18 protein-coding genes are annotated in these 24,461 nt (G+C 40.1%); 10 read left to right on the top strand and 8 right to left on the bottom strand.

Annotation, left to right across the window (positions count from 1 at the left end; genetic code table 11):
• The first annotated feature begins 209 nt into the window (after positions 1 to 209).
• Positions 210 to 4,040 (top strand): dynamin family protein, encoded by a 3,831-nt coding sequence (locus F9B85_RS06515; protein ID WP_151619580.1) that lies wholly within the window; start codon positions 210 to 212, stop codon positions 4,038 to 4,040.
• A 246-nt stretch (positions 4,041 to 4,286) separates the two neighbouring features.
• Here F9B85_RS06515 and F9B85_RS06525 read toward each other — a convergent pair whose 3' ends face one another.
• From F9B85_RS06525 to F9B85_RS06540, 4 genes are all read right to left on the bottom strand, one after another.
• Positions 4,287 to 5,090, bottom strand: coding sequence for a flagellin N-terminal helical domain-containing protein (locus tag F9B85_RS06525; protein WP_151619581.1), 804 nt, complete (start codon positions 5,088 to 5,090; stop codon positions 4,287 to 4,289).
• Positions 5,091 to 5,227: 137 nt separating this feature from the next.
• Entirely contained in the window at positions 5,228 to 7,225 is a 1,998-nt protein-coding gene (locus F9B85_RS06530) for an NADH-dependent [FeFe] hydrogenase, group A6 (protein ID WP_243138100.1), read from the bottom strand.
• A gap of 160 nt (positions 7,226 to 7,385) precedes the next feature.
• Positions 7,386 to 9,308, bottom strand: coding sequence for an NADH-ubiquinone oxidoreductase-F iron-sulfur binding region domain-containing protein (locus F9B85_RS06535; RefSeq protein ID WP_423245052.1), 1,923 nt, complete (start codon positions 9,306 to 9,308; stop codon positions 7,386 to 7,388).
• A gap of 31 nt (positions 9,309 to 9,339) precedes the next feature.
• The gene (locus F9B85_RS06540) at positions 9,340 to 10,020 is read right to left on the bottom strand and encodes an NADH-quinone oxidoreductase subunit NuoE family protein (RefSeq protein WP_151619583.1); all 681 of its coding nucleotides are present in this window, start codon (positions 10,018 to 10,020) and stop codon (positions 9,340 to 9,342) included.
• A gap of 351 nt (positions 10,021 to 10,371) precedes the next feature.
• On the opposite strand from F9B85_RS06540, the gene F9B85_RS06545 reads away from it, so the two are divergent.
• A complete protein-coding gene (locus tag F9B85_RS06545; RefSeq protein WP_151619584.1) occupies positions 10,372 to 10,770 on the top strand; it encodes a hypothetical protein in 399 nt (132 codons plus the stop codon).
• Between the two features lie 119 nt (positions 10,771 to 10,889).
• Here F9B85_RS06545 and F9B85_RS06550 read toward each other — a convergent pair whose 3' ends face one another.
• On the bottom strand, positions 10,890 to 11,111 hold the full coding sequence (locus F9B85_RS06550; RefSeq protein ID WP_341474382.1) for a DUF1540 domain-containing protein: 222 nt from the start codon (positions 11,109 to 11,111) through the stop codon (positions 10,890 to 10,892).
• A 220-nt stretch (positions 11,112 to 11,331) separates the two neighbouring features.
• Here F9B85_RS06550 and F9B85_RS06555 point away from each other — a divergent pair, with 220 nt between their 5' ends.
• Together F9B85_RS06555 and F9B85_RS06560 are read left to right on the top strand one after the other, a co-directional pair.
• Positions 11,332 to 12,498 (top strand): DNA-methyltransferase, encoded by a 1,167-nt coding sequence (locus F9B85_RS06555; RefSeq protein WP_151619586.1) that lies wholly within the window; start codon positions 11,332 to 11,334, stop codon positions 12,496 to 12,498.
• Between the two features lie 193 nt (positions 12,499 to 12,691).
• Complete coding sequence (locus tag F9B85_RS06560) at positions 12,692 to 14,452, top strand: RNA-binding domain-containing protein (protein ID WP_151619587.1); 1,761 nt, start codon at positions 12,692 to 12,694, stop codon at positions 14,450 to 14,452.
• A gap of 267 nt (positions 14,453 to 14,719) precedes the next feature.
• Here F9B85_RS06560 and F9B85_RS06565 read toward each other — a convergent pair whose 3' ends face one another.
• The 3 genes from F9B85_RS06565 to F9B85_RS06575 form a co-directional block, all read right to left on the bottom strand.
• Positions 14,720 to 15,403: a hypothetical protein gene (locus F9B85_RS06565; protein WP_151619588.1), complete on the bottom strand. Its 684-nt coding sequence runs from the start codon at positions 15,401 to 15,403 to the stop codon at positions 14,720 to 14,722.
• A 103-nt stretch (positions 15,404 to 15,506) separates the two neighbouring features.
• Positions 15,507 to 15,740, bottom strand: coding sequence for a hypothetical protein (locus F9B85_RS06570; protein ID WP_151619589.1), 234 nt, complete (start codon positions 15,738 to 15,740; stop codon positions 15,507 to 15,509).
• Positions 15,737 to 16,177: a cache domain-containing protein gene (locus F9B85_RS06575; RefSeq protein ID WP_151619590.1), complete on the bottom strand. Its 441-nt coding sequence runs from the start codon at positions 16,175 to 16,177 to the stop codon at positions 15,737 to 15,739. Before F9B85_RS06575 ends, F9B85_RS06570 begins: the two co-directional genes overlap by 4 nt.
• A gap of 298 nt (positions 16,178 to 16,475) precedes the next feature.
• Here F9B85_RS06575 and F9B85_RS06580 point away from each other — a divergent pair, with 298 nt between their 5' ends.
• The 6 genes from F9B85_RS06580 to pseB all read left to right on the top strand — a co-directional run bounded on the left by F9B85_RS06580 (position 16,476) and on the right by pseB (position 24,443).
• Positions 16,476 to 17,453 (top strand): arsenic resistance protein, encoded by a 978-nt coding sequence (locus F9B85_RS06580; protein WP_151619591.1) that lies wholly within the window; start codon positions 16,476 to 16,478, stop codon positions 17,451 to 17,453.
• Between the two features lie 107 nt (positions 17,454 to 17,560).
• A complete protein-coding gene (locus tag F9B85_RS06585) occupies positions 17,561 to 18,466 on the top strand; it encodes an exopolyphosphatase (RefSeq protein WP_151619592.1) in 906 nt (301 codons plus the stop codon).
• A 104-nt stretch (positions 18,467 to 18,570) separates the two neighbouring features.
• Positions 18,571 to 19,032 carry a hypothetical protein gene (locus F9B85_RS06590; protein WP_243138101.1) on the top strand — a complete coding sequence of 154 codons (462 nt, stop codon included), beginning with the start codon at positions 18,571 to 18,573 and terminating at the stop codon, positions 19,030 to 19,032.
• A 412-nt stretch (positions 19,033 to 19,444) separates the two neighbouring features.
• Positions 19,445 to 21,241, top strand: coding sequence for a flagellin N-terminal helical domain-containing protein (locus tag F9B85_RS06595; RefSeq protein ID WP_151619593.1), 1,797 nt, complete (start codon positions 19,445 to 19,447; stop codon positions 21,239 to 21,241).
• A 103-nt stretch (positions 21,242 to 21,344) separates the two neighbouring features.
• Positions 21,345 to 23,282 carry a motility associated factor glycosyltransferase family protein gene (locus F9B85_RS06600; RefSeq protein WP_170270263.1) on the top strand — a complete coding sequence of 646 codons (1,938 nt, stop codon included), beginning with the start codon at positions 21,345 to 21,347 and terminating at the stop codon, positions 23,280 to 23,282.
• Positions 23,283 to 23,453: 171 nt separating this feature from the next.
• The gene (pseB, locus tag F9B85_RS06605) at positions 23,454 to 24,443 is read left to right on the top strand and encodes a UDP-N-acetylglucosamine 4,6-dehydratase (inverting) (protein ID WP_151619595.1); all 990 of its coding nucleotides are present in this window, start codon (positions 23,454 to 23,456) and stop codon (positions 24,441 to 24,443) included.
• Positions 24,444 to 24,461 lie beyond the last annotated feature (18 nt).

Here is a 24,461-nt window from a genome sequence, read left to right on the forward strand (position 1 = left end):
CCTGTGTCTATGCTTTACACAATTAATAAGCTAACCCTAATAGGCCAAAGCAACTCGTTCAATCAAGAGCGAGGTGCTGGGCCTTTTTATGTAATGTTAAATTTTTACTGCTTTTTAATATGACTGTTATGGTATGATTAATATGGTTTTAGAAAAAACCTGCTTCAAGCTTGGTTGTTCACAATAATAGTTAAGTAGGTGTTCGTAAAATGTCTGCTTCCCACCAATCATCCCTTCAAGAGTTAAAAGCTACTCTTCTTGAATTAACAGATAAGTTTAAGCAAGCTGGTGACGAAACTGGAGTCTACAGAATGAAGGGGCTAACTAATAAGCTCCAAGAAAAGCAGATGAATATTGCTTTCTGTGGACACATATCTAGTGGCAAGTCAGCTTTACTTAACAAATTATTAGGCTACGATTGGTTACCTACTAGCCCGATTCCTTCAAGTGCTAACATTGTTACGATTCATAGAGGAAAAGCAGGAGCTATGATCAATAGCTCCATAGAGCTCAATCCCGAAAAGGAACTTCCTCTCATCCATCAATATTGTCTAGATAATCAAAAAGCTCAGTCCATAGAATTGACACTTCCCCATCAACTAGAGGCACCAGGTCTTGTTCTTATTGATACACCAGGCATTGACTCAGCAGAAAAAGCCAAAAAGTTAGCAGAAGAAGAGGCGATTGTTACTGCTGATGTAGTCGTCTATGTAATGGACTACAACCATGTACAATCAGAAATTAACTTTACTTTCGCTAAGAAGATGAAAGAGCAAGGGAAAATACTCCTGCTCCTAGTCCATCAGATAGACAAGCATTGCGATTTTGAATTAGATTTTTCCTACTTTAAAAGTTCCTCACGAGCCGGTTTTGCCGCCTGGGACGTCCATCCCGAAGGAATTTTCTACACTACCTTAAATGATGACCAGCATGAAGAAAACCAAGTGCCCCTCTTGCAATCAGCTTTGATATCCTTTTCTCAAAATAGAGAAACCTTATTGCCCACAACTATCTACAATTCAGCTAAGCAACTGGTTGGTGAGCACTGCGCCCGTCAAGGGGCTAAGCAAGCACAGTTACGTCAAAAATGGCAAGAAATAATTGAGGAAACAGAAGACTTAGAAGAGGCTTTAGCTAGTTATAATACATTGCAAGAACAGTATGTAAAACTGCAAAGCCGCACAGAAGGTTTGCAAGCAGAACTAGAGCGCGAAATAATTCAAGTTATCGAAAACGCGCGCATCACTCCCTATACAACGACCGAGTTAGCCCAAGAGTACCTAGTTAGTCGCCAGCCGGGCTTTAAGGTAGGTTTCTTATTTACAGCAGAAAAAACCAAAAAAGAAATAGAGCGGCGCTTAGAAGCTTTAACTGCCGACTTTGCTCAGCATGTATCGACGCAGTTAGAATGGCATCTCCGCGGTCTGCTTGTTAAAGTGCCTGAAAACTACGGCATTTCTGATAGCGATTATCTGCAAGAAGCTAATGCTTTTGCTATTGCTTGGGATAGTAACTTAATTGCTAGTGCCGTAAAAGCAGGTGCTCTAGCTAACAGCGAATACATCCATAACTTCACCCATGATGTAGCTGGAGAAATAAAAAGACTCTATCGGCGAGAAGCTTTAGCCCTAGCGGAAAAGGCTGTCAATCTAACGAAAAAAGAAAGTGAGCAAGAACTTGCTCAGTTGCAGGACCGCCTGCAACCACTTACGTCTTTAGTTGAAGCATTGCGCAGTCTAGAAAAAATGGATCAAAACGAACGGCATTATCAGACCCAATTAATTAAGCTTATAGAAGATAAGCTAGCTTCTGCTGTTGAACTTCAGGAACTGATTCCTGCGCTTAAAGATAATAAGCAAGAAGCTGAGAATGCTTCAATAAGTTTAGGCCAAGCCATTAGTAAATCAGCTCAAGCTCTTGAAGATAGAAAGGCTGATAAGTCAACCAACGCCTCAGCAGTAGCTGTTAGCGCAGAATCAGTTGCCCAGATACCTGCTGAATCAGCACAAACTTCTTCTTACGCTTCATCTATTGCCGCACCTGCCCCCACAGCATTACAGCAGATGGGAGCAAAACTGCGTAGCTTTGCGCAGTCTATTGAAAACTTGTCGGGCTTTGCCCATATGGCTCAGGCTATGGGACAAAGAGCAGAGCGTTTAGAAGAAAATATTTTTACAGTGGCTTTATTCGGTGCTTTCAGTGCTGGCAAATCTTCTGTAGCTAACGCTTTGCTAGGACAATTTGTATTACCTGTATCACCAAACCCTACGACAGCGGCAATTAACAAGATTCTTCCTCCCACTAAGTCTTATCCTCACGGCACAGTGCGCGTTCAACTAAAAACAAAAGCCGACATGGAAAGCGATGTACTCCATTCCCTGCGAGCCTGTGGCTTAGAAGCGACAACTTTGGAAGAAGCCTTAGAGTTACTTACTCAATTATCACCTAGTCAAGTTCACCCTACGGCCAAGCCTCATTATTCTTTCTTACAAGCCCTTGCTAAAGGGTTACCTCATGTAGAAGGACACCTAGGTAGCATTCAAACTATTAAGTTAGTAGACTTTAACGACTATGTAGCTAGTGAAGAAAAAGCTTGTTTTGTTGAATGGATTGAGCTTTACTACAGTTGCCCTTTGACAGATCGAGGTATTATGCTAGTCGATACACCAGGAGCAGACTCTATCAATGCTCGTCATACGGGAGTGGCTTTTGAGTATATCAAAAACGCTGATGCCCTACTTTTTGTCACTTACTATAACAGCGCTTTTTCCCATGCCGATCGGGATTTTCTCTTTCAGCTAGGTCGTGTAAAAGATACCTTTGCCTTAGACAAGATGTTTTTCCTCGTCAACGCCGTTGATCTAGCTAAGACAGAAGAGGAACTTAATGAAGTATTAAGGCATGTAGAAGATCGAGTGAGCGAATGTGGTATTAAAGAACCGCGCATTTTCCCTATTTCCAGCCAGACTGCTTTACTTGCCCGCTTAGAATATCTAGATGCATTAACAGCAACATTAGAGAAAACTTATCGACAGAGAATAAGTTCTCTGCGTAGTGCCCAAAAAGCCACTGCAAGAGAAGGTGAGCCCAGCTATCAGGAAGGGTTGAGACTATCAGGCTTTGAGGCCTTTGAGGAAGCTTTTTTCCACTTTACATTAGAAGAGCTTACAGCAGTAGCTGTGCAAGCAGGCGAAAACGACTTGGCTCGCTGTCTCAGTGCATTAGATGAAGTTATTGCTACAGCTCACACCGACGCTTCTTCTAGGCGTATCAAAAAAGCGACTTATGAAGCTTCACGAACTCAATTACATCGTCTGATTCAAGGAATAGAGAGCAAAGCCGAAAGTAACTTCTTACAGCAGGAGCTAGAAGAGCTTGTCTATTACTTGAAGCAACGCCTTTTCTTCCGTTTTGGCGATCTTTTTAACCGTTACTTTAATCCAGCAGTATTGCAAAATGACAGTGGAGCAATTACCAAAGGGGCAATGCACCATTCTCTAGAAAGTTTGATCAAGACAATAGAACAAGAACTAGCCCAAGAATTACGAGCTACTTCTTTGCGCTTAGAAAAATTTCTCAACGGGCGAGCAGAACATCTACAGAGCAAACTTGCTGAATTAGTGCGTCAGGAAGCTCACCAACTACAGCTGTCGCAAAGAGAAGTTGCCACTATAACTACACCAGAATTCCCACTTAACAGGCTCAGTACCAGCAGTAACTCGCTTGTCCCTCTCCTTTCTATGATCAAAAGCCCCAAAGATTTTTTTGAAGGATCTGGTCGTGCTCGGTTACGAGAGGCCTTAGAAAAGCAACTACAAGCGCCAGTAGACGACTACTTAAGGGAAGGGCGAGATTTACTTTACAGTATCTATGAACCCGCCTTAGAGAGAAGTCTCAATAAAATAAGTACAGAAGCTTTGCAAGCTGTAGATGATTATTATGAAAGCCTCACAGCGGCTTTAGAATTAACTTTCGATCTAGAAGAAGTAGAAGCCCTGCGTACTAAACTAGGCAGAATTCAGCTTGAACAAGCTAATTAAATCTATAGCTTATAGAGCTCTATAATGAAAAAAAATAAACCGGCAAAGCCTTTTTTCTAGGCCATTCTGAATCTATGAGCCGTATTACGGAAGACTTTGTACAACGTAAGTTTAAGGAAGTAATTATCTATCAAAAGCCAGAATGAGCAGAGCAAAGCCCATCTCACAAAAAAATGAGATGGGCTTTTTGGTTCTGTAATACTATTCGATTCTACTATCGGAGGCTTAAGTCTTAGGGGAAAAGGACTAAACGAGGAGAGATAAATTTGACCCCATCGTCTTACTCTTTGTCGCCATGGTCATGATGGCAGAATAGAGAGTAATACCGCTTTGCTTAAAAAGCATAATCTCTTTAGCCATGTCGGCATCGCGAATTCTAGACTCGCTTGCTTGCTGTTGATAAGCCGCATTTTGACTGTTTTGCTGAGCCTGTTCTAGACGGTTTTCCAAAGCTCCTACGTCAGAACGAGTCGAGGAAAGGTTACGGATGGCTTGATCCATATCAGCAATAGCAGAACTAGCGTTAGCTTGAGTCGATACATCAATATTAGCACCAAGACCTGCTACGGAAGTATCGGAAATAGTTATATCTATAGTTTGCCCACTGTTGGCACCAGCTTGGATTTGACTATTTTGTAAAGTGCCATCGTTAGTAGGAATAGTGTTAAATTGAGTCTGATTAGCGTTAGTATTAAGTTGGTCTTTTAATTGATTTATCTCGTTTTGTATGTTCGAGCGATCAGAGTCAGATAGTGTGCCGTTAGAAGCTTGAATAGATAGCTCCCGCATACGTTGCATTATAGAATGACTACTATCCATAGCACCCTCAGAGGTACGCAACATAGATATGCCATCTTGAATATTACTGCTTGCTTGATTTAACCCGCGAACTTGGCCAGAGATTTTTTCGGCAATCGCTAAGCCCGCGGGATTATCACCTGCTCTGTTGATCTGCAATGCAGAGCTTAAGCGTTCTTGTGAATTTCCCATTGACTGTAAAGATTTGTAGTAAGAGCTTGTTACATTATTAGAGATTCCGCCAATTGCCATCAAAATCACCACCTGTTCAGATTAATCTATAGTTACATTTTACGCAAAGTGGTAAAAAAGTACAATAGACTTAGGTCCTAAGTATTCAAAAAAATACTCTCCGATCCGACAGCGTCAGTCACTCCTAAAAAATATTCCTAACTCCACCGATTCCTAGCCCTATAAGCAGTATGCAAAACTTTATGAGCTTTCTCACTGCCGGGGTGGTCAAGATAGGTTTTGTAGAGATTCTGTATCGTAGCGTTCTCATGGCTGTTGCGTAGTTTTTTGCTGTAATCAATATTGTAAAGGGCATCGGAACGGTTATGGCGATAATCAAGAGAAATCTTGCGGTGGTCGCGACCACCTAAGACAGGTTGACCGCCGCCGCCGACACAACCGCCAGGGCAGGCCATGATTTCTACGTAGTCGATTTTTTCTCCGGCGATGATAGCTTCTAAGATTTGACGAGCATTACCGGTGCCGTGAGCGACAGCAACTTTGATCTCATGATCGCCTAAGCGCACCTTAGATATCTTCAAGCCTGATTGTCCGCGAATCTCGCGAAACTCTACAGTCTGCTCGCGCACTTCTTCTTGTGGTGAATTTTCTACCTTTTTGCCACCTGTCATAGCCCAGTAAGCGGTGCGCAGTGCCGCTTCCATAACGCCACCTGTAGCACCGAAAATTGTACCAGCGCCAGTGTATTCTCCGAGGGGCGAATCATATTCACTGTCTGGCAGTTTAGCAAAATCGATACCAGCTTGGCGAATCATCATAGCTAATTCACGAGTCGTTAGAACATAGTCAATATGAGGCCTTTTACCATCGCTATGTTCGGGCCTAGCGGCTTCATACTTTTTGGCTGTGCAAGGCATGATGGCTACAGAAAAGAGCCTTTCTGGATCGATGTCGCGCTTTTTCCCATGATAGAAGCGAGTTAAAGCTCCGAACATGGACATTGGTGATTTACATGTGGACAAATTGGGGATAAATTGTGGATAAAAATGCTCGCAAAACTTAATCCAGCCAGGGCAACAGGAAGTAAGAAAAGGCAAGCGACCTTCTTCAAAGCGTCCAATGAATTCATGGGCCTCTTCCATAATTGTTAAGTCAGCGGCAAAGTCCGTAGCAAAGACTTGATCAAAACCGAGCCTGCGCAGGGCAGTAACCATTTTACCTGTTACGACAGTACCGACAGGTAGGCCAAATTCTTCACCTAAAGTAACTTGAATAGATGGTGCTGTCTGTACAACTACGTGATTGCGAGGGTCTTCTAAGATTTCCCAGATAGGGCTCATGCTTTCTTTGTCTGTCAGAGAACCGACAGGGCAGGCGATAACACATTGACCGCACATGATGCAGGCTACTTCACCAAGATCACGCATAAAAGCAGGGGCGATGACAGTTTCAAAGCCTCTGTTTTGTGCTGAATAGACGTGACATTGTTGCATTTTCGAGCAAATTGCTTCACAGCGGCGACAGTGAATGCATTTGTTGTAGTCACGCTGAATAGCTGGATTGTTGTCGTGAATCTCGTAGCGCCGCACTTCGCCAGTAGGCTCAATATCGCGAATGGCCAGATCGTCGGCCACATTTTGCAGTTCGCAGTTTAAGTTGCGGTTACAAGTCGTGCATTCCCGATGATGATTAGAGAGAAGCAATTCTACTGTTCTTTTACGAGCTTTGCGCACTCGTGCTGTGTTGGTGCGCACAATTAAGCCATCGACTGAAGGGTAGACGCAGGATGCTTGCAAAGTTCTTTGTCCTTCGATCTCCACCAGACAGACGCGACAAGCGCCAATTTCGTTAATATCTTTAAGGTAACAAAGGCTAGGGATATTGATGCCAATGTTCCGTGCCGCTTCTAGCAAGGAAAGGCCTTTTTCTACTTCTACTGTGATGCCATCGATTTGGAGAGTTACCATTTCTTTGGGCTCAGCAGGCTCTTTACTTTGCTCTGCTGTGCCTGGTAGAGTCTGTGCTCTTTTTGACGCACTTTCCTTAGAGTTAGCTGATATACTACCATCCGAGGCAGTTGCCATACTCGCCTCCATACCGGCCTGCTCTTTTTCCCTTCTTGCTTGAACAGTTGAATTGTTTTGCCTTTCCTCGTCTGAAGTCGTTATAAGAGCATTTTTATTGCGTTTCTGCATTTTTTGCCTCCTTTGACATAGGAACTTGAACGAACTTACGAACTTAAAAGGGTGAACTTAAGGGGCGAACTTAGTTATTAAGTCAGCGATTAAGTCCCTCGATTAACTTAGCAATTAAGTCAGTACTTAAGTCAGCACTTAACTTAACTTATCTACTAAATTAGCGACGTAAAATCGCTTTGGGAGGACATTTTTCCACACATATACCGCAGTTAGTGCAGATATCAGGATCGATTAGGAAAGGCTTAACTTTTCGTTCACCGGAGATAGCTTTTACAGGGCAATGCTTGGTGCAGATGCTACAACTAATACATTTTTCTTGATCGATTTCATGACGACTTAAAGCTTTGCAGACACCAGCGGGGCAACGTTTATCTTGAATATGAGTGATAAATTCTTCACGAAAATAATGGAGCGTACTTAAGACAGGGTTAGGCGCTGTTTGCCCAAGACCACAGAGAGAGGCTTCTTGTATATCGTGACCAAGTTCTTCTAAGATCTCTAAATCTTCTAGCTTACCATTACCTTCTGTAATCCTATTAACAATCTCCAAAAGACGCTTCGTGCCAATGCGGCAAGGTGTACATTTGCCACAAGATTCATCTTGCGTAAACTCTAGATAAAAACGGGCAATATCGACCATGCAGTCGCTTTCGTCCATGACGATCAGACCGCCCGAACCCATCATAGAACCTATCTCCGTTAGACTCTCGTAGTCGATTGGTTTATCGAGATGCTCTGCAGGGAGGCAACCACCAGAAGGACCGCCTGTTTGAATAGCTTTAAAAGACTTTCCTTGGGGAATACCGCCGCCGATCTCGTAGACAATAGTGCGTAAAGTAGTACCCATAGGCACTTCAATTAAGCCAGTGTTATTGATTTTGCCAGCAAGCGAAAAAATCTTCGTACCTTTACTACCTTCTGTGCCTATGCTAGCGTACCACTGAGGACCTTGCAAAATAATCTGCGGAATGTTGGCGTAAGTTTCCACGTTATTCAAAAGCGTTGGCTTGTCCCAAAGTCCCTGCACTGCTGGGTAGGGAGGACGTGATCTAGGTTCGCCACGCTGTCCTGTGACCGAACGAAGTAAGGCTGTTTCTTCGCCGCAGACAAAAGCGCCAGCTCCGAGGCGAATCTCCACAGTAAAGTTAAAGCCTGAGCCTAAAATATTTTCCCCCAGCAGTCCTTTTTGCGTAGCTTCTTCGATAGCTTTTTCTAATCTAGCCACGGCAATAGGGTACTCTGCGCGCACATAGATATAGCCTTCACTAGCCCCGACAGCATAACCAGCAATAGCCATTGCTTCTAAGACCGCGTGAGGGTCGCCTTCTAAGATACTGCGATCCATAAAAGCGCCAGGATCGCCTTCATCAGCATTACAGACTACGTATTTGTAATCTTGTTTTACAGCCGCTGTAAAAGCCCACTTACGTCCCGTAAGGAAGCCAGCGCCGCCACGACCACGCAGTTCGGAGTCGCGAACAGTTTTGACAACTTCAGAGGGCGTCATTTCCATAAGCACTTTCGCCAGAGCACGATAGCCATCGCGAGCAATGTATTCATCCATTTTTTCAGGATTGATTATGCCGCAATTGCGAAGGGCAATGCGAGTCTGGGGATGAAAGAATTTGTTTTCATCCATTGTTTCCGTTATTTCATGAGTAGTTGGGTTTTTGTAGAGCAGTCTTTGTACGGCCTGGCCTTTTTCGATATGGTTATCAAAAATATCCTGCACATCTTCAGGTTGAATGCGACAATAGAAGTAAGCGCCAGGATGGATAACTACAACAGGGCCAAGTTCACAAAAGCCAAAACAGCCTGTTTTGACGATTTCTACTTTATCTGCCAAGTGGCGCTTGTTTATTTCTTCGAGAAGTTGCTCTTTTACTTTTTGGCTGTTACTAGATAAGCAACCAGTGCCAGCACAGACCATGATGCTGTGGTTATAAGGCGAGGAGGCAAGAGCTTCTGCTTTTTCTTGAGAAGTTCTATCATCACCAAAAGCACCAAGGCGCAAAGATAGGTAAGGCATGGTTTTTTCTTTAATGCTATTCAAATCTTCGAGAGATTGGATTTTTTGCAAAGTCATCGGCACACCCCTTTGCTATAGAATCTTAGACTTTTGTTTCCTGCTTTTTGGCTAGCAAGGTAACAGACTCATCTTCTAACTTAGCAACTTCTAAATCCTTTGCTGGCTCTGAGTCTTTTAGATTGACTTGTTGAGAGTCTTTTTGATTGTCCTGTTGTGGAGTCTGATCTAAGCTTTTATAAGAAGCCAATATGGCAGGTATATCTTCTTTTTTTACACGACCGAAAATTTTATCGTTAATGGCTAGGACGGGTGCTAAGCCGCATGCGCCAATACAGCGACTACCGTCTAAGGTAAAAAGGCCGTCTTCCGTTGTTTCCTTCACATCAATGGAGAGCTCTTTTTTGATGACATCGACAATATCTTGAGCGCCTTTGACGTAACAGGCTGTGCCAAGGCAGACTGAGATGGTGTATTTGCCTTTGGGCTCTGTAGAAAAAAGACTGTAGAAGCTAACGACACCGGCAACTTCGCTGACAGGAAGGTCTAGGCGAACAGCTATATAGCGTTGAACTTCTTCAGGTAGATAGCCGACGATCTCCTGACTTCGTTGTAAAACCCGAATTAACTGGCCTGGTTGATCTCCGTATTCATCGATAACTTCATCGATTTGCGCTTTTTGCTTTTTGTCGCTGATGAGGCCGTCTAAGTCCTGGGGAAGTGCTATTTCCACATCAGCTACTTCGAGTTCTTTGGAAAGACCCATGAGCATACCTCCTTAGTGCGTGGTTAGGTATTGTTCATCTTATGATTATTTAAGGGCTACTTATTGATGAATAGCAAATATAGGTAGTGAGAATAAAAAAGTAATTAATCGCTTGTAAGATCTTTTCGCTATATGGTCAACTTTTCCTCTTGATTAAAAGAATATTCCCGCAAGGGCATGGGTGGGGAGGAAAAAAAGAGGCTAGAAGAGAGTCTGCTGACAAATAGCTAGACTATAATCTGAATATAACACTTGTCTATTAGCATGGAGAAGCTTAGAATAAAAAGTAGAATATTGAGCATTATTTTCTCATTTGAGCTCCTAGAGATTTTTTAAGAAGAAGGTGATAAGGTGGAATCATTACTTAAAGAACTTCTAGAAGTCGTAAAATCTATAGACAAGCGTGTAGGTTCTATAGAAAATCGTTTGGATTCTATGGAGAAGAGAATGGACTCCATGGAGAAACGAATGGACTCCATGGAGAAACGAATGGACTCCATGGAGAAACGAATGGACTCCATGGAAAAGCGAATGGACTCCATAGAGAAGCGCCAAGAGGAAATGTATCAAGTCTTAAGAGCTGTAGAAGATAATGGCAAGGTAAATGGTGCTGAAATCAAGAAAATATCCGAACGACTTGACCGCATAGAAGGTAAAGTAAGCAAACAAGATCGTATGATTACAACATTAGGAATTCGCTCTATAGAACATGAAAGTGAAATCTTTGAGCTTCGCACTAAGCAGTCATAACATATCATATCGCCACGAATATAAACTAAGAAGATGAGAACTCCCAATTCGCATATTTTTTGCGATATTGGGAGTTTTTTAAAACTCTAAAAGGAGAGTCAGAGGCTTAAAAAGCTCATTCACCTAATTGAAACCTTGGGAACGAAAGTTTCACAAGCTGTATCGTCGGAAACACTAGTTATATAATTAGGAAACTGCGACCGTACCTGAACCGTAGAGGCCTTGCAGTGTTCCTTTTCATTATAATAGCACTCTTCGACGTTGCATTTAATCGTAGACAAGGCTGGACCTCCTACCATATTATTGCTAAGCCTATTTTGACCTATCGTAAAACTTTTCATGTCTTCTTTTCCATGCCGTTGTATGCTTTAGAATGTCCTAAGTTGTTACAGATAATCTAATATAGGTTGGATTAGGATAAGGCGTCTATATAAAATAGTCCTAGCCTCAAAAATACCAACCGTCCGAGAATATGTTAAAATAAATACAATAAAGCTACAAAGCTACTAAGACTATAGAAGCAAGAATATACAAAGAGCGACGGAAGAGGTAGGGCTAGACATGGAAGCTAAGACGGGAGCTACAACAGAAGCTACGATAGAAGCAACGACGGAAACTACAACGCAGGAAGAAAAATCAAAAAAAAGAGCCCGTAGAAACAGAACCCTCTTCCTAACAGAAGAGGATAGAATACGACTTAAGCCTAAGCTGATTACGGACAAGCCAGAGGAAAAGCTCAGTGCAGATCTGCCACAAGGCACTATCAATGGCGATTGCCTAGAATGGGCAGAAGTGTTGCCGAGCAAATCGGTGGACTTGCTTTTTTTAGATCCTCCTTATAATTTAAGCAAAAACTTTAATGGCAGAAACTTTGCCAAGACTGATGTGAATACATATTCAAAATGGCTAGACAACGTTGTTAGAACTCTTAATCATTTACTTAAAGACTCTGCCTCCATCTACATCTGTGGAGATTGGTACTCCTCAACATCGATTTACGAAGTAGCTTCCGAACATTTTTATGTACAAAATCGAATCACCTGGGAGCGGGAAAAAGGCAGAGGTGCTTTAGGTAACTGGAAAAACTCCAGCGAAGACATCTGGTTTTGCACCAAGTCCAAAAACTACACTTTTAATGTAGATAAAGTTAAACTTCGCCGTAAAGTCATTGCTCCTTATAAAGAAAACGGCAAGCCAAAGGACTGGCAAGATACAGAGACAGGCAAGTTTCGTGATACGCACCCTTCCAACCTGTGGACTGATATAACTATACCTTTCTGGTCCATGCCGGAAAACACCGATCATCCAACACAAAAAAGCGAAAAACTGCTGGCCAAAATCATTCTAGCCAGCAGTAATCAGGGTGACTTCGTTCTAGACCCTTTTGTAGGCAGTGGCACTACATCAGTGGTAGCAAAAAAGCTTGGCAGGCGCTATCTTGGCATTGAGCTTGACGCAGAGTATGCCATGCTAACCGAGCGCAGGCTAGAACTAGCCGAGTTAGACCAAGAAATCCAAGGCTATCAAGAGGGCGTCTTCTGGGAGCGCAATAGCTTGTCTTTGCAAGGTAAAGGCGATAAAGAGAAAAGTAAGAGAATAAAGAGTAGCGACGATAATAGTAATAACAGCGATAGCGATGATAAGGTCAGAGATAATAGCAATAAAAATAACAGCAAAGGTAAGCGTAACAGCAAAACTAAAAGAGTAGAGCTAGCCTTATTCGAATAAATCTGCTTGGTGATTTTATTTGTAGTCCTTTGGTGAAAGAGCTTTCTTCAAGGGACTATTTTTTTCAGGATTTAATACCATGCTCTTACTGTTATTTAATTCTGAATAGGTAAGGGATAAAAGAGTCTTACAGTTGTCAAGAAAGCTATCTTAATGTTAAAATATACCAAAAAACATAAAAAGGGGTGATAAAGTGAAGCTTGAAGAACTTCAAAAATTACTAGATGGAGAAGAATGGACAAACTTGGAGTTTAAAGAAGCGAAGAACCAAGTGCCTAACGATGTTTGGAAAACTGTAAGTGCTTTTTCAAATACAGAGGGCGGTCATATCATTTTTGGCGTAAAAGAGATAGATAATAAATTCGAAATAACAGGCGTACAAAATTTAGAAAAAATACAAAATGACTTTCTATCAACATTACGAGGGAAAAAATTTAACATAGCATTATCAGCTAAGCCAGAACGTTTAGAATATGAAGGTAAAAAAATATTGGTTTTTTATGTTCCACCTATGCCAAGACAGACAAAACCAATTTATTATGGCGATAATCCTAACAATACTTATTTGCGCTTAGCAAGTGGAGACTATCGTTGTTCTGATGAAGAAATTAAACGCATGATGAGAGAAGCATCAGAGCAGTCAAGTGATACAATAATCCTAGAAGGTTACGATATTAATGATATAGATGAATCTACGGTCCTTAAGTACCGTAATTATCTTTCTTCATACGATGCTACTTCACCATTACTCGGTCTGTCACTAGATGCTTTTTATAGAAGATTGGGAATTTGGAGAAAAGATCGTATCAATAGTCAAGAAGGGCTCACCTTAGCAGGACTATTGCTATTTGGAAAGTCCGAAGCCATACAAGAAAAACTTCCTTCTTATGAAATACAGTATTACTATCAAAAAGCGCCCCGTTGGGGAGATGAGCCCCGTTGGGATGATAGACTGATATGTCAAGAAAACTTAATTGAAACATTTCTGTCACTGATGGAGCGAATTAAGCGACATCATGACTCTCCTTTTTATATGCCCACAATGCAAAGGCAAGCAGAAACACCGGTGATTGTTGCGATACGTGAAGCTTTGGTAAATCTAATCATCCATCAAGATTACTTTGAACGTAAAATTGCACAGATACGCCACTCACCCCAGTCTATAGAGCTAATAAATCCTGGCGCTTCACAAATAACAGATACAGACGATCTTTATGAAGGTAACCTTACAGCTCCAAGGAATCCAATAATCGCAAAAGTTTTTCGTATTGTTGGCTGGGCTGAGCTAGCCGGAACTGGATTATTAAAGATATTTCGAAATTGGCAACAAATGAACTTTGAACTTCCCAAAATAGAAAATGATCTTAGACGCCATCAATTTAGAATTACATTAAACCAACAACACCTAATAGACGAAGAGGATAAATTGTGGGTCTCTCGATTTGCTGAACTGAATGACCAAGAGAAACTTATACTTGTAGCAACCAGAAAATATGGCTTTGTTACGAACAGCCAAATTCGTATACTATTAGGCATTCAAGATACACTATCAGTTAGCCAAATGCTTTCTAAGCTAAGCACGCCAGAGAAACCTTATCTTACAAAAATAGGAACAAAAGGACCTACTGTTAGATATGAGCTTAGCAATGGTATCGACACAATGGACAATGTTTTGAAAGAAAGTACAACGAGTAAGATAGATGGTTACGCAATAAACCATCAATTAGATTCAAAACACATTCAAATATTAAGATTTTGTACAGAACCTAAATCTCGTTCTGAGATTATGAATTGGCTCGGCCATAAAGACAGAAGTTCTTTTGTTGGGAAATATCTAAAAATTTTATTGGAAAAAGAATTATTAAAAATGACACATCCAGAAAGTCCAAAGCATAGTAGTCAAAAATACTATACTAACCCTGGAAGTTTATCAGATATATTAGAGATGAAGTAGCAAGCAACCCTACAAGCAACCCTACAAGCAACCCTACAAGCAACCCTACAAGCAACCCTATAAGAAACTCTTCAGCAATCGACTAGTAATAAAAGAAACCTTCACTCACAAATCTAACAAATAAGCGAGGAACTGCCTAGACTCTTCCGGATTGATCTTAGCTCCGTATTCAAGAGATAAGACGAGCTCATAACCGGCAGAGAGTTGGGCAGTTCCTCTTGTATTTCTGCTAACACAATGATGTTGGATGCGCCTATATTGTAGTAGTTACAACGGCAAGGGCCTTCTCAAGTTGATATTAACTTCAGCTGTACTACCTATGCTTTGTAAGTAAGCTTTTGCTTGTGCTTCTTGTTGGAGGTCTAAGTAAAGATAATTTACTTGGCTAGTGAACAGCAACTCTTGCAGATCTTCGGGGAACATTTTTTTGATGGATGCTGCATAGTTAGAGCCATCTTCGGGCTCTCGGTAAGTGAGCAGTTCGTAAGCTCCCAGATTATTTTCAGCAAAAGTCATCACTGTCGGAACAGCGCCTGTACCACTAATCTTAGTGAAGAAGCCATTTTCAAAACTAAACCAACCGACACTAGCGACAGTGTAAACGGTTACCTTCTTGTTGTTGTCCTTTTTCTCTATGCCAAGAATCATATGTCCTTCTGTAAGATAGTCACCAGCGAAATAATTTTTTCCCTGCTCTTTGATAGCATTGCTGATAGCAGATTCAAGGGCTTCAGGATTTTCGATAGAGAAGTGCTTATAGACTTTCCCAGCATTGTAAGGGATAAGTAAGGCTGGATTATTTGTAGCAGAGTGATTGATAGGGCTTCTTAAATTGTCATTCATAAAGAAACTGCCGACTATAAGCAAAAGCAAGATGCCTAGAAAAGGTAGGGTCGTTCTTTTTCTAAATTTCGCAACAATCTCTCTGTGACTTTCTCTCTGATTATCCATGCTGTAGTTCCTTTCGAAAAAAAGTGGAATAGCCGATAGGTCGAACTCTGCTCTTATTATATCCCTATCAGAAGCTGAAACCAAGTTTTCAATCGAAAAGGCTTTAAACCTTAAACTTACTTACCATACTACTTAACTCATCAGCAATTTTGGCTTGTGCTAGAGCGGCTTCGCTTATTTGGATGCTTGCTTGTGTAGTGTGATCAACACCTTTAGCAATTTCGGAAGTACCGATAGTTGCTTGTTCTGTCATAGTAGCTACTGAGTCTATGTTTTTTGATATTTTTTGAATTGCTGTTAATACTTCAGCGCTCTTATTGCTCGTATGGTCAGTCATTTTTGATAATTTGTCCCTGCTACATTAGCTTTGTCTAAAAAAATACTTCCCTGGTTAATGACAGTATCAACAACTGCAGGAGATGCTGTAGTGCCAGTAGCTCGTTGACCATCACGAATTACGTTAGTAGTTACTCTAGTAGCTTCTTGAAAAATTGTTACAGTGCCGCCGCTAAGTTCGGCAATAGCGTCGACCATTTCTTCGTTGCCGTTAACGAGGTAGTCGCCTTTGTAGAGCCCGTCTTCTCGAATGGCCCAAGGTCCAGGCCAGCGCTGATCCAAATAAGCATAGCCTAACTGCAAATTAGATTTTGCTTTTTCCAGAAAAGCTTCTTCGCCTTCAGCCTTCATAAAGATAATAGAAATAGTGCCGACAAGGGATAAACTTACAAACAATAATAGCACCGTAAAAAGTATTAACTTGCCCTTCAGTTTCATTGCTTTAACCTTCTCTTTCGTAAGAAAATGGATATAGTTCTTTCTCTTGCTAACTTAGTGATGAGGAAAAAATGAATAAATATTCCGATAAGTATATCATTTAGTTTCGAAAAAAACACTATAAATTTTCTTTAACAATACTGAGAAGAAGGATAAGCGTAAAAACTATTTTCCTATGTGTAATAAATTCTATTTGTTATAATTTAAGGAGCATAAGGAGCATAAGGAGCATTAACGTTATTACTTACTATGTAACATTAAGCTGGTAAAAAGAAAATATAGAAGCAGGGTATAAAAAATGTCCATTTTCGAAAAACTGCAACCTTTATTTATCTTGTTAGCCATTATGGCAGGCCTTATCCTTGGGGAATTGACAACTATAGCCTTGCCTTTAGAACAAATCATCTTGGCTTTACTGCTTTCGCTTATCTATAGCATCTTTTTGCAGATTCCCATCAAAGAAATAGGTCAGGCTTTTAAGAACATAACTTTTACCGGCACAAGCTTAGCTATTAACTTTATCGTCACGCCTCTCCTAGCCTTTACACTAGGCTATCTATTCTTGCTAGATTCCTTAGAGTTACGCATTGGCTTACTTATGCTACTTGTTACGCCTTGTACAGACTGGTATCTGCTGTTTACAGCCTTAGCGCGTGGCAATCTTGCTTTAGCGGCTTCTATCTTGCCCTTGAATCTGATTCTGCAGTTATTGCTCTTGCCTTTTTACCTACTACTTTTTGTCGGAGAATTGCAAGCTATAGATAGTGCTATTTTGTTGCAGAACATATTATTAACCTTGTTGCTTCCTTTAATAGGCGCTTTTTTGACGCAAAAGGTTATAGCTTCCTTGAAGAAGCAAGAGTGGTTTGCGGAGACGATTAAGCCTAAGCTAGGTTATAGTCAACTGGCTTTACTTGCTTTAGCTGTTTTGGCAATGTTCATGCATCAAGGGAATCTGCTCCTAGAGAACTATGCACTAATTCTTCAACTGCTCTGGCCTTTGTTGCTCTTCTTCGTAATTATCTTTTTGTTAGGTCAAGTAGTCGGTAAGGCGATGAAATTTTCCTATCCTGATCGAGTGAGTTTGAATATGACAACCTTAGCTAGGAACTCGCCTGTCGCTTTGGCTATTGCACTTACTGCTTTTGCTGACATGCCCTTGATAGCTCTAACTCTGGTTATCGCGCCCTTGATCGAAATTCCTGTCCTAGCGGCGGTGTCGCAGGTTTTGTTATGGATGAAAAAGAAAGAAGAAAGTGCATATTATCAAGAATAGTGCTACAGTAGGGTTCAAAAAGTTACCATTTTTGCAGTATAATTAACTCCAAAGAAAGCATAAAAATTAGCAATACTGTGAGTCGGTATAAGAAAGGTGGAGCTTTTATGAGATTACTAACCCGCTCTGATTTTGACGGACTGGCCTGCGCTGTCTTATTGAAGCAAGCTGGCATTATCACATCCCGTAAGTTTGTCCATCCTAAAGACATGCAAGACGGTATTATTGAAGTAAACGAGAACGATGTAATTGCCAACGTCCCTTACGTACCAGGTTGCGGCCTCTGGTTCGATCACCATGTGAGCGAAGCTTATCGCGGTTCTTTAGACTATGAATTCGAAGGCGCTTCAGAGCCTGAAAAAAGTTGTGCCCGTGTCATCTACAACTACTACGGCGGTGCTGAGAAGTTTCCTAACTTAGGGGAGTTTGTTGCCGCTGTCGACAAGGCAGATAGTGCTGATTTTACAATTGATGAGATTCTTAACCCCACAGGCTGGACCCTTCTATCCTTTATAATGGATCCTCGCACAGGGCTAGGACGTTTTAAGGACTATAGAATTAGTAACTATCAATTAATGGATGACCTCATTGAATACTGCCAGACTATGACTATTGACGAAATCATGGCTGTGCCAGATATTCAGGAAAGAATCGTTCGATATAATGAACAGGTGGAACTTTTCAAGCAGATGCTGTTAGACAGTTCCACAACATACAATAATGTGCTGATTACAGACACGCGCAATGTAGAAGTGATTTTCGCTGGCAACCGCTTTATCCCTTACGCTCTTTTCCCCAAACAAAATGTTTCCATCTGGATTACACCAGGCAAGCTAGGTAATACAGTCTTCGCTGTAGGTTATAGCATTATCAACAAATCTTGCAACCACGACATCGGCAAGCTTATGCTAGAGCACGGTGGCGGTGGTCATCATAAGGTAGGTACTTGCCAAGTGCCTAATGAGATTGCGGAAGAGACTTTGGAGAAGATTAAAGCGGCTTTGGCTGGTTGAGAGTAAAAGAAAGACTCCTCTATCCACTGAAAAAGATGGAGGAGTCTTATTTTTAATATAGGAAAGCATAAGCAAAGGTAGTAAGAAACGAGGTGCATCTTCTGTTGTCTCTACTCTTTTTGATTCTCTTACCTATTGCACTATTTATCATCATTGCTTTAGTCATTGCAGGAGTGAAAGCAAAAACAGAAGAAGGAGGAGACGAATTGATTAAGAAAGTCTATATCTATGTAGTACTCTTTGCCACACTGATGATGACAATTGGAGGAAGCGTCGGAACTTTCATGGCTCTAGCTGATCTTATATCACCACAGCCCTACCACCAATCTTATGAAGACTTCTTGCGCTGGGGCAATGAAAAAAGGTATGTCGGTGATGAATTTATTGAAGAACCAAAACTTACAGAAGAAGAACTGCGTGCACGTTATGAAGCTATGGTTATCCATGAACAAGAGCGGCAAATGGCCAGGGCCAAAAATTCTTTGATTAAGAGCTTGGGTTGGATTGTGATCCCATTGCCGATCTTTTTATATTTTCAACGGCGATTGGCTCAGGAGAAGAATTAAAGTAGGCATCTACGGTTAGTACTTTCAGTAGAAAAGTAAAATCCGCTAGGAGCATATCAATATCACAATCAATGTGATTGATATGATGCCCTAGCGGGTTTTTTAGATCATAGCGACAAGTTCGCAGAAGGCAAAGCTTTCAACAAAGTATACACAAAGCTTAAAAAGTGAGCATGGTGTAGATTGGGCTACATAAAGAGATTTAATCGCCTTTAAAGAGCTTTTTTCTATTTAAGATGCACTATTAATTCCTCGATAAATTATACAAGGGTTAAACAAAGTTTTTGCAAAAGCTTGATCACCTTTTGTGTAAAAAGTTTGACCTTCCCCTTCGAAAGTCCCGGGACTTTGGGGGAACGACAGGTTGGCAAGGATGCTGGCCTAGTTAATTTATCAAGGAGGACGATTACTTATGATTATTAACAACAACATTCCAGCGTTGAACACCTATCGTCAGATGGGGATCAACCAAAACGCTGGAGCAAACTCTATGGAGAAGCTCTCTTCAGGTCTTCGCATTAACCGTGCAGGTGATGATGCAGCGGGTCTATCCATCAGTGAGAAAATGAGAGCACAAATTCGTGGACTTGATCAAGCATCACGTAACGCTCAAGATGGTATTTCTATGATTCAAACAGCTGAAGGTGCTTTGCAAGAAACTCATGCTATTCTACAAAGGATGAGAGAATTAGCTGTGCAGTCTGCCAACGATACTAACGTAGATGTAGATCGAACTGCAATCCAAAACGAAATGAATCAGTTAACATCAGAAATCAATAGAATTGGCAATACTACGGAGTTTAACACGCAGCAACTCTTAAACGGTGGAGTAGGAAAAACAAGTGATGTTGGTATGACTAGGGCTACTGCTGCTAAAGTTGAAACCACAACAGCTTTGACACTTGCCTTAGCATCAGCTGGATCCACCGCTAGTTCTTTCTCTTTTGGAGAGGGAGATAGATTCATTGTTGATGATAAGGTGTTTAACTTACAAGGCAGTGCCTTTGAAGATGCAATTAAAAACGGTGATTTTGTAGGTAACACTGATGCAAACAAAGTACTTAATGCATTAAGAAATCTTACTGACGGAGCTGGAACTAAATTAAGTGATGTAGCAGATCTTTCATTAAATGCTAATGATGGTTTGGTTGTCACAGCAAAGTCAACTGGTGCTGGTAGTAAAGCAGCTTTTCAATTAACAGGAACTTCGGCAACTGACGGTCTAGTATCAGCAACCGCAACTCATATGGTAGTTGGAGAATCAGCAACCTATAAACAAAAAGGCTATCAGATGACGAATGCTGTAACGACTAGTGCTATGATAACTATTGAAAAAGGTGACGGTTTTGATATTTATGTTGGAGAAAAATCAGAAGCTAATAAAGTGGAAGTGAAGTTTCTAGCAGACAGATCATATTCCTTTAGTGCTACTATGACAGATACAGAAAAGCGAGAGTTGCTGAATGCTCTTGTTAGTGATTTGAACGCTGCATTACAAGATGCGGGTTTAGGTGGTAAAGTAACAGCCCAATTATCACCCAACCAAAAGATAGATGGTATTACGAATTTAACAAATGCTTTTGAAGAGTATAAGATACAACTTGTGTCAAACACTGGGGCAGATTTACTAGTGGAAAATACAGACACAAGCTTAAGTGGCAGTAATATCATTGCTGATTTTACACAGGCTAAAATGTCTATGATTGATACAGTTACTGGCTCAAGTATAGAAGGAAGAGGCTTTGAAGTTACATTTCAAACAGGTGCTAATGAAGGTCAGGCAATGGCCCTGCGCATTGGAGATATGAGAGCCTCTGCTCTAGGTGTGACAGGTACTATGGGGCAAAGTGGTTTCACGAAGGAAAATGTTGTAACTAAAGGGACGGATAATATAGCAGTTGAAGCAGCTCTTGACGTATCGACACATGAAAAAGCAGCTAGTGCAGTTACTATCATAAATCAAGCGATTGAAAAAGTATCTGCAGAAAGATCGAATCTTGGAGCTGTTCAAAACAGGCTAGAGCATACAATTAAGAATTTAGATACTTCTGCAGAAAACTTACAAGCTTCGGAATCAAGAATAAGAGATGTAGATATGGCTAGAGAAATGATGAACTTTACTAAGAATAACATTCTTCAACAAGCAGCAAATGCCATGTTAGCCCAAGCAAACATGGCACCGCAATCAGTACTACAACTGCTTGGATAGTTTTAGAAACTTGCTATTAGTTACAAAAGACCAGAGATTTTCTCTGGTCTTTTGTAACTTCGGTATAATAGATATATTAATTTTAACAATGGAAGTGATTGTTTTGTCTAAAAAAAAGAAAAAAAAAATAAAACAAAATATAATTAAAAATGAAATATACGAAAACAATTTAATTTTATTAAAAAAATATTATCCTAAGATAGCAGAAAAACTAGAAAAAACAGTAATTAAGAAATTCAAAATAGTTTTTTCGAGATCGGATAAATTGCCCAATATTTACACAAAAGCTACCAAATCATATTATTATAAAACCGAAGGGCCATTGGAAGACGCAATAGCTCAAGTAAAAAATTTGAAATTAAAAAATGCAAAAATTGCATTTTTTCTTGGGTTAGGTTTAGGTTATGAATTTTTTTATTTTGCTGAGTATATGGCAAAAGATATTGAAACAAAGTATATTTTTATTGTAGAAAAAGAAATAGAGATATTTAAGTTAGCAATGGAAAACATAGACTTAAGGTTAATTATTATAAATCCACAACTTAAATTAATTGTAGGTGCCGAGGAAAGTGAATTGTTTCATGAATATAGAGAATTTTTTGATCATATAAGTAGAAGTATACTATACATAAAAACTGTGAAGCCAATATATCATATTTCAGCATTAAAACTAAGTAAAAATTATTATCTTGAAGCACTTCGTAAATTTAAAGAAGCGGGATTATATCGATTAGATTTGATAGGTAATGCTCCTCATGATTCTTTAATAGGAATTCAAAATATGTTCAATAATATAAATGAAATATTAAACAATCCGGGAATTAATCTTTTATTTAACAAATTTGAAAACAGACCGGCAGTTGTTGTATCTACGGGTCCTTCGTTAAATAAAAACAAACATTTGCTGAAAGGATTAGAAGAAAAAGCATTAATTATTTGTCCTGATGCGTCCCTAAAAATTTTGATTGAAATGGGAGTTAAACCACATTTAGTAACATCGTTAGAAAGGGTTCCGGAGACTGTTAATCTTCTAAAAGGATTTGAAGAAAATGATGTAGAAAATGTTTACTTTGCAGGATGTCCTGTTATTCCAAATGAATGCTATCGAGTTTATACAGGACCAAAGGTAATTGTATATCGTCAATTTGATCATTTTAAATGGACGAAAATTGAAAGAGGAATGTTAGGTATTAAGAGCTCGGCAGGCAATATGGCTTTTAATATTGCAGAAGCTTTAGGGTGTAACCCAATTGTCTTGATTGGTCAGGATTTGGCGTATAGTAGAGATGGTAAAACCCATGCAACAGGAACTTTTTATGGAGATAATCAAGAATCACAACGTAAATCAGGGGACATAGAAGTATTGGGGAATGATGGACAACCGATTACTACAAATAATTTATGGTATTCCTTTTTAAAATCTTATGAAACAGACGTAGCATCTTATAGTGGTCTGTGCATCAACAGTACAGAAGGAGGTGCCTATATAAAAGGGACACAAGTAATGTCTTTTAAAGAAGCGATAGACAAACATATACAGGAAAAATTTTATCCGCTTGAAAAGATAAAAAAATTTTTAGATGAATTTGCAGTTAATGAGGATGAAAAAAAGAATTTAATAAAAATAATTGATGAAACGATTAAGGATATAGAGGGTGTAGTATATTGGTGTAAAGAAGGTGAAAAAAAATATGAAAAGTATAAAGCAGAGTTAGAAGATTATATCAAAAACTATAAAGTTTCTACTAAAGCGATGAGGGATAGAGTAGCTTATTTACAAAATGAGCTGTTAGAACCAAAAGTAAAAGCACAAGAAAAAAATAAAAATTTTCAACTATTTCTTATGCATGTAGTACAACCTTATTATATAAATTTCGAAGTTAACATGAATGCGTTGCCAGATTACTATGAAGATTCTGCTATTGCAATGGCAGATATTTTGTACCATCATAATCAATGGTACAAAACCATAGGAGAGATAACGAAAATTTGCTTAAGCTTGCTTAAAGAAACGAAAAATCACATTACGTCTCCCAATTGAAGGCTTTGAATAGTTGTATCTTCTTCAAAAAGCATTTCTAACCTTATAAAGCCCATTATTTAAGGCTTTTTGACAGCGGTCGGCAGCCAAAAAGAAATGACCACGGCTAGTATTTTCTAATAGGCAGACATGACATGGAGAAAAGATCATGTAATCGAGGTAATTTAGCCTATGTTTAACAATAAATCAATTTTAGTAACAGGTGGAACAGGCTCTTTTGGAAAAGAATTTGTAAAGACAATGCTGAAAAAGTACAAGGCAAAAAGATTAGTTGTATATTCACGAGATGAGCTAAAACAATTCGAAATGCAACAAGAATTTAATGCCCTACCCATGCGCTACTTTATTGGTGACGTACGAGACAAAGAGCGCCTCATTCAAGCTATGAACGGTATAGATTACGTAGTCCACGCAGCAGCATTAAAGCAAGTACCCGCTGCCGAATACAATCCGATGGAATGTATTAAAACCAATATCCACGGCGCTCAAAATGTTATTGATGCAGCAATAGAAAACGATGTAGACAAAGTAATCGCCTTGTCAACAGACAAAGCAGCCGCGCCAATTAACCTGTATGGAGCAACAAAGTTAGCATCTGATAAGCTTTTTGTCGCTGCCAATAACGTTACGGGCGGTAAGAGAACCAAGTTTTCAGTTGTACGTTACGGCAATGTCGTTGGCTCTAGAGGCTCCGTCGTTCCATTTTTCAAGAAACTAATAGCTGATGGTGCAACAGAATTGCCTGTTACAGATGAACGTATGACTCGTTTTTGGATCACCCTTCTACAAGGTGTAGAATTCGTACTGAAGAACTTCAATCGCATGCAAGGCGGAGAAATTTTTATTCCCAAGATTCCATCAATGCGAATTACCGATTTATGCGAAGCCATGGCACCAGGGATGCCCACTAAAATCGTAGGCATCCGACCAGGTGAAAAGCTTCATGAAGTGATGTGTCCGTCCGACGACTCACATTTAACGTTAGAATTTGATGACCATTACGTAATTACACCAACCATTAACTTTGTCAAGCACCCTAAGTACACAGAAAACGCTATAGGTGAAAAAGGCAAGCAAGTACTACCTGGTTTTGAATACAGTTCAGGAACGAACGAGCGCTTTTTGACAATAGAAGAATTCCGGAAAATGAACGGTTTTTGATACGGTAAGCAAGACATT

This window comes from Heliorestis acidaminivorans (assembly GCF_008933955.1).
GTDB lineage: Bacteria > Bacillota > Desulfitobacteriia > Heliobacteriales > Heliobacteriaceae > Heliorestis > Heliorestis acidaminivorans.